General features: G+C 67.3%; 6 protein-coding genes. All 6 read left to right on the forward strand.

The genetic code is table 11. The annotated features are described in order from the left end of the window. Position 1 precedes the first annotated feature (1 nt). The 6 genes from C7389_RS23990 to C7389_RS24015 all read left to right on the forward strand — a co-directional run bounded on the left by C7389_RS23990 (position 2) and on the right by C7389_RS24015 (position 6510). Positions 2-1222 (forward strand): thiolase family protein, encoded by a 1221-nt coding sequence (locus C7389_RS23990; protein ID WP_133595201.1) that lies wholly within the window; start codon positions 2-4, stop codon positions 1220-1222. After that, positions 1219-2463 (forward strand): SDR family NAD(P)-dependent oxidoreductase, encoded by a 1245-nt coding sequence (locus tag C7389_RS23995; RefSeq protein WP_133595194.1) that lies wholly within the window; start codon positions 1219-1221, stop codon positions 2461-2463. Before C7389_RS23990 ends, C7389_RS23995 begins: the two co-directional genes overlap by 4 nt. A 27-nt stretch (positions 2464-2490) precedes the next feature. Beyond that, positions 2491-3276: a cyclase family protein gene (locus C7389_RS24000; protein ID WP_133595195.1), complete on the forward strand. Its 786-nt coding sequence runs from the start codon at positions 2491-2493 to the stop codon at positions 3274-3276. Positions 3277-3286: 10 nt separating this feature from the next. Further along, positions 3287-4015: an SDR family NAD(P)-dependent oxidoreductase gene (locus tag C7389_RS24005; RefSeq protein ID WP_133595196.1), complete on the forward strand. Its 729-nt coding sequence runs from the start codon at positions 3287-3289 to the stop codon at positions 4013-4015. Positions 4016-4087: 72 nt separating this feature from the next. Then, positions 4088-5230 carry an ABC transporter substrate-binding protein gene (locus C7389_RS24010; RefSeq protein WP_133595197.1) on the forward strand — a complete coding sequence of 381 codons (1143 nt, stop codon included), beginning with the start codon at positions 4088-4090 and terminating at the stop codon, positions 5228-5230. Positions 5231-5472: 242 nt separating this feature from the next. After that, positions 5473-6510: a branched-chain amino acid ABC transporter permease gene (locus tag C7389_RS24015; RefSeq protein WP_133595198.1), complete on the forward strand. Its 1038-nt coding sequence runs from the start codon at positions 5473-5475 to the stop codon at positions 6508-6510. The last annotated feature ends 127 nt before the right edge of the window (positions 6511-6637 follow it).

The raw sequence follows: 6637 nt of genomic DNA on the forward strand, positions 1-6637 counted from the left end.
CATGGTGGCAAGTGCGGCCACGCGTGCGGCGCCCGCCGGGAAACGGCGCGGCTATGACGGCGTCGCCGTCACCGTGCCGGTCACCATTCCCTATGTGCGCTACTCCACCCGCAGTGCCCACTGGTGGCTGGGCCGCGCGCTGGCGGAGCTGATCCGCGGCGCCGGCATCGCCAAGGGCGAGGTGGACGGCGTCTGCGTCTCCAGCTTCACGCTGGGGCCGGACACCGCCGTCGGCCTGATGCAGCACCTGGGCATGAGCCCGCGCTGGCTGGACCACATCCCCATGGGCGGCGCCTCCGGTGTGGTCGCGCTGCGCCGTGCCGCGCGGGCGGTGCAGGCCGGCGACGCCGAGGTCATCGCCTGCATCGCCGGCGACACCAACCATGTGGATTCCTTTCGCAACACGGTGAGCCAGTTCTCCCGCTTCGCCCAGGACGCGGTCTATCCCTACGGCGCCGGCGGCCCCAACGCCAGCTTTGCGCTGCTCACCGACTACTACATGAAGCACTACGGCGCCAGCCGCGAGGACTTCGGCAAGCTCTGCGTCGCCCAGCGCGACAACGCCCTGAAGAACCCGCACGCGCTGATGAAGAAGCCGCTGACCCTGCAGCAATACCTCGACGCCCGCCCCATCACCGACCCCATCCACCTGTTCGACTGCGTGATGCCCTGTGCCGGCGCCGAAGGCTATCTGGTGATGAGCGAGGAACGCGCCCGGGCGCTCAAGCTGCCCTACGCCCGCGTGCGCTCCACCATCGAACGCCACAACGCCTTCCCGGAAGACCCCATCCAGTTCCGCGGCGGCTGGGCGATGGACAAGGACGCGCTCTTTGATCACGCCGGCGTGGCCCCGGCGGACGTCGATTTCCTCGAGACCTACGACGACTACCCGGTCATCAACGCCATGCAGTTCGAAGACCTCGGCTTCTGCGCCAAGGGCGAAGTCGCCGGCTTCATCCGCGCCAACGAATTCACCATCGACGGCAGCTTCCCCTTCAACACCTCCGGCGGCCAGCTCTCGGTCGGCCAGGCCGGCGCCGCCGGCGGCTACCTCGGCTTCGTGCAGGCGCTGCGCCAGCTCACCGGCAGCGCCGGCCGCACCCAGGTGAAGGACGCGAAGATAGGCGTGGTCTCCGGCTTCGGCATGATCAATTACGACCGCGGCCTGTGCTCCGGCGCGGCCATCCTGGAACGGGGCGCGACGCAAGGAGAAGCGGCATGACCGAACCGCTCGTCAAACCGAAGAAGAAGAACCCGGTACTGCGCACCCGGCTGGCCACGCTGCCGCCGGTGCCGCGCAGCCGCAGCGCGCTGGGCCTGACCCGCGCCGCGGCCGAAGGCGTGTTCGAGATGCAGGTGTGCGCCGACTGCGGCACGGTGCAGTACCCGCCGCGCGAAGTCTGCGGCAGCTGCCTCTCCGAGCACGTGGCATGGAAGCCGGTGGACAACCGCGGCGAACTCATCGCCACCACCACCCTGCGCCACAGCAACGACCTCTACTTCCGCGAGCGCCTGCCCTGGCGCGTCGGCACGGTGAAGATGGCCGCCGGCCCCTCGGTGGTCGCCCATGTGCATGAGGACTGCGCCGAAGGCGGCACGGTGCGGTTGACGCTGAAGCTGGACCGCAGCGGCCAGGCGGTGCTGCACGCGCTGCCGGAAAAGGACACCCCGAACATGAACGACGCCCCGCAGCTGCGCGAATCCACCTGCGACCCAAAGTTCCGCCGCGTGCTCGTCACCGATGGCAAGTCCGCCACCGGCATGGCGGTCGCCAGGGCCATGCTGGAAGCCGGCGCCAACGCCGTCTTCCTCGGCGACGCCAGCACCTGGAAGACGGTGCCCGCCTTCGACAAGCTGGTGGCCTCCGACCCGCGCCTGCAGGTGGTCGAGCTGGACGTGACCGACACCGATTCGGTGGACCGCCTCGCCGCCTCCATTGGCGGCAAGGTCGAGATCCTGGTGAATACCGCCGACTACCTGCGCGACGGCGGCATCCTCAACCGCAAGGATGTGAACCTCGCCCGCGACGCCATGGAGGTGAACGTGCTCGGCCTGATGCGCCTGGCCCAGGCCTTCGGCCCCGGCATGTGCTTCCGCGCCGCGGACGGCAGCAACAACGCGGTGGCCTGGGTGAACATCCTATCCATCCACGCCCATGCCGCCCTGCCGGCGCGCGGCGCCTGGTCCGCCTCCAAGGCGGCGGCGCTGTCGCTGTCGCAGACGCTGCGCGCCGAACTGCGCGGCGCCGGCGTGCGGGTGATGAACGTGTTCCCCGGCCCGGTGGACGAGGAATGGGAACAGCTCACGCCGCCGCCCAAGATCGCGCCCTCCGGCCTGGCCAAGGCCATCGTCAAGGGCCTGCAGGACGGCGTCGAGGACGTCTATGTCGGCGACATCGCCGAGGAACTGCGCACCCGGCTGCGCGAAAACCACAAGGCCGTCGAACGCGAGCTGGGCCAGTAAGCCCGCCCGCGCACAGGAGAACCGCAGATGAGCAACCCCGTCCTCACCCAGTTCATGGCCGAGCTGCTGTCCGGCCGCGTGAAGCTGGTCGACCTCACCCAGACGCTGACGCCGGAATTCCCCATCATCCAGCTGCCGCCGGAGTTCGGCCAGGCCTGGCCCTTCCGCATCGAGGAAATCTCCCGCTACGACGAGCGCGGCCCGGCCTGGTACTGGAACAACTTCTCCATGTCGGAGCACACCGGCACCCACTTCGACGCCCCCATCCACTGGATCAGCGGCAAGGACCAGCCGGACAACGCGGTGGATTCCATCCCGGTGGAGAACTTCATCGCCTCCGCCTGCGTGATCGACGTTTCCGCCGAGTGCGCCGAAAACCCGGATTTCCTCCTCACCGTCGAGTACGTGAAGGCCTGGGAACAGAAGCACGGCCGCATCCCGGAACGCGCCTGGGTGCTGATGCGCACCGACTGGTCCAAGCGCGCCATGCCCAGGGAATACCTGAACATGGCCGAGGACGGCGCCCACTCCCCCGGCCCCGATGCCGAAGTGGTGCCCTGGCTGATTCAGGAACGGAACGTGCATGGCTTCGGCACCGAATCCGTCGGCACCGACGCCGGCCAGGCCCATCACCTCAACCCGCCCTACCCCTGCCACTACTTCATGCACGGCAACAACCGCTACGGCCTCCAGTGCCTGACCAATCTGGACCTGCTGCCGCCGCAAGGTGCCGTCATCTTCGCCGCGCCCCTCAAGATCCGTAACGGATCCGGCAGCCCGCTGCGCGTACTGGCACTGACTCCTACGGTTTGAGGAACGGAACATGAGTGAAAAGAACGTCGCCGTCGTCACCGGCGGCTCGGCCGGGATCGGCGCCGATATCTGCAAGCGCATGCTGGCCGACGGCTACGAGGTCATTTCCCTGGCCCGCCGCGCACCAGATTGGACCCACCCCCGCCTCAAGACCGTGCAGGTCGACCTGCTGGACGCCGCCGCCACTGCGCAGGCCGGCCAGGAGATCGCCGCCGCCCACGAGGTCAGCCACTTCATCCACAACGCCGGCGTGATCTGGCCCAAGCTGCTGGGCGAGGTGAAGAACGAGGAGCTGCAGGGCCTCACCCAGATCCACCTGGGCGCCGCCATCGACCTGATGCAGGCCTTCCTGCCCGGCATGACGCAGCGCCAGTTCGGGCGCGTGGTGCTGATGTCCTCCCGCGGCGCGCTGGGCCTGCCAACTCGTACCGCGTACTCGGCCACCAAGGCCGGCATGATCGGCATGGCGCGCACTTGGGCGCTGGAACTCGCGCCCAAGGGCATCACGGTGAACGTGGTGGCGCCGGGCCCGATCCAGACCGACATGTACTACGCCGTCATCGAAGCCGGCAGCGAGCGCGAGAAGGCGCTGGCGGCAGCGATCCCGGTAAAGCGCGTCGGCCGTGCCGACGACGTCACCCGGGCCGTGATGTTCTTTGCCGACCCCGAGAACAGCTTCGTCACCGGCCAGACGCTGTACGTCTGTGGCGGAGCGAGCGTGGGCACCATAACAATCTGAAGTCAAAACGAAGTAGCCGCTCTTTTTTCAATCACACCTGCTGCACGAAAGAACCCTAACGGAGGTTTCGCCATGTTGCTGAAGAAGATCACCGCTGCCGTCGCCCTGGCCACCCTGGCCACCACTGCCTTCGCCCAGGTGAAGGTCGGTGTCATCACCTCCGCCACCGGCCCGATCGCCCTGGTCGGCATCCCGCAGAAGAACACCGTTCCGCTGATGCCGAAGAAGGTTGGCGACCTGACCATCGAGTACATCTCCCTGGACGACGCCAGTGACTCCACCGCCTCCGTGACCGCGGTGAAGAAGCTGATCTCAGAGAACAACGTTGACGCCATCATCGGACCCTCCGGCTCGCCCAACGCCATGGGCGCCATCGGCTTCGTCGCCGAAGCCGGCGTGCCGCTGCTGGCCCCGGTGGGCACCGCCGCCGTGGTGCTGCCGATGACCGAACAGAAGAAGTGGGTGTTCAAGACCACCCAGAACGACGACATCATCGCCAAGGCGCTGGTCGAGCACATGGCCAAGAACGGCGTGAAGAGCCTGGGCCTGTTCGGCACCGGCGACCCCTACGGTGAAAACTGGAGCAAGGTCATGACCGCGCTGGCCGAGAAGAACGGCATCCAGATCGTCGCCAACGAGAAGTTCCAGCGCAACGACACCTCCGTCACCGGCCAGACCCTGAAGATCATCGGCGCCAAGCCGGATGCGGTGCTGATCGCCGCCCCGGGCAGTTCCGCCGTGCTGCCGCAGACTTCGCTGTTCGACCGCGGCTACAAGGGCAAGTACTACCAGACCCACGGCGCCGCGCTGGACGACTTCCTGAAGCTGGGCGGCAAGAAGGTGGAAGGCACCATCCTGGCCGCCAGCCTGATGCTGGTGCTGGACGAGATCCCGGACAGCAACCCGGCCAAGAAGGTCGCCGCCGAGTACATGGGCGCCTACGAGAAGATGTACGGCAACAAGCCGGCCACCTTCGGCGCCAACGTCTATGACGCCGGCCTGCTGCTGCAGAAGGCCATCCCCATCGCCGAGAAGAAGGGCAAGCCGGGCACCAAGGAATTCCGTGCCGCCCTGCGCGACGCGCTGGAACAGACCAAGGAACTGGTCGGCGCCCAAGGCGTGTACAACATGACGCCGGAAGACCACAGCGGCTTCGACGAGCGCGGCCGCGAGATGATCACCGTCAAGAACGGCACCTGGGCCCTGCTCAAGTAAAACGCTTTGCCGGCACCGCTCACCCGGTGCCGGTTTTCCTTCAGGCCCGGCGCTGCGGCGGCGGGTCGAACCAGCCACCCGGTATTCCTGCCAGGCGGAGTCAGCCTCTACCGGCAGCTCCGGCGGTTCCGCTCACCCTGCGGGAACGCGCACCGGGACGGCGGAGACGCCAACCGCGTCATGTCGCGCCCCTGTCCGCCCCCGCGGCGGAACGGCCGGCCTGAACGAAGGACTTTGTTCGAATGGACCTACAGATCGCCATGATTCTCGGGCAGGACGGCGTCACCAACGGTGCGATCTACGCACTGCTGGCGCTCTCCATCCTGCTCGTCTTCACCGTCACCCGGGTATTGCTGATACCCCTGGGTGAATTCGTTTCCTTCGGCGCCCTCACCATGGCCGCCGTCCAGTCCGGCACGCCCAACAGCATCGTCTGGCTGGTGGCGGGCCTTGCCGTGGTCGAAGCCGCACTGGACCTGCGCGTGCGCTTCCGCTCGCCCTCGCGCCGCGGCGTTCCGCTCAACATGGTGCTGAAGGTCGTCTACGCCTTCGCCCTCGTGGTGCTGATGTACCAGCTGCCGCTGGCCGACCTGCCGATGGCCGCCCAGGTGCTGCTCACCCTCGCGGTGGTGGTGCCGCTGGGTCCGCAGATGTATCGCCTGTTCTTCCAGCCGATCGCCAACGCGCCCTCGCTGGTGCTGCTGATCGTCTCCATCGCGGTGCACGTCGCCATGGTCGGTGTCGGCCTGCTGCTGTTCGGCCCCAGCGGCGCCCAGACCAAGCCCTTCTCCGAAGCCGGCTTCGAACTCGGCCCGCTGATGATCAACAGCCAGAGCTTGTGGGTGGTCGCGCTGTCGCTGGCACTCATCATCGTGCTCTACCAGTTCTTCGAGCGCACCATCTACGGCAAGGCCCTGCGCGCCACCGCGATCAACCGCGTCGGCTCGCAGCTGATGGGCATCTCGCCGGTGTTCGCCGGCCGCGCCAGCTTCCTGCTCGCCTCCTTCATCGGCGCGCTATCCGGCGTGATGATCGCGCCCATCACCACGATCTACTTCGACTCCGGCTTCATCATCAGCCTGAAGGGCTTCGTCGGCGCCATCATCGGCGGGCTGGCGAGCTACCCGCTGGCGGCGCTGGGCGCGGTGCTCGTCGGGCTGCTGGAAGCCTTCTCCTCCTTCTGGGCCAGTACCTACAAGGAAGTCATCGTGTTCACCCTGATCATCCCCTTCCTGCTCTGGCGCTCGCTCACCAGCCGTCACGTGGAGGAAGAAGAATGAATCCGCGCTATTTCCTGTTCGGCTTCCTCGCGCTGCTGGCCATCGCCCCGCAGTTCCTCCCGCCCTTCTACGTCACCCTGCTCAACTACATCGGCCTCTACGCCCTGGTGGCGCTGGGCCTGGTGCT

Origin of the sequence: Azoarcus indigens, from assembly GCF_004361735.1 — a bacterium.
GTDB lineage: Bacteria > Pseudomonadota > Gammaproteobacteria > Burkholderiales > Rhodocyclaceae > Azoarcus > Azoarcus indigens.

What these genes read in the sequence shown, in the direction of transcription:
- C7389_RS23990 (WP_133595201.1), top strand. Translation starts at nt 2, where the DNA reads ATGGTGGCAAGTGCGGCCACGCGTGCGGCGCCCGCCGGGAAACGGCGC.
- C7389_RS23995 (WP_133595194.1), top strand. Translation starts at nt 1,219, where the DNA reads ATGACCGAACCGCTCGTCAAACCGAAGAAGAAGAACCCGGTACTGCGC.
- C7389_RS24000 (WP_133595195.1), top strand. Translation starts at nt 2,491, where the DNA reads ATGAGCAACCCCGTCCTCACCCAGTTCATGGCCGAGCTGCTGTCCGGC.
- C7389_RS24005 (WP_133595196.1), top strand. Translation starts at nt 3,287, where the DNA reads ATGAGTGAAAAGAACGTCGCCGTCGTCACCGGCGGCTCGGCCGGGATC.
- C7389_RS24010 (WP_133595197.1), top strand. Translation starts at nt 4,088, where the DNA reads ATGTTGCTGAAGAAGATCACCGCTGCCGTCGCCCTGGCCACCCTGGCC.
- C7389_RS24015 (WP_133595198.1), top strand. Translation starts at nt 5,473, where the DNA reads ATGGACCTACAGATCGCCATGATTCTCGGGCAGGACGGCGTCACCAAC.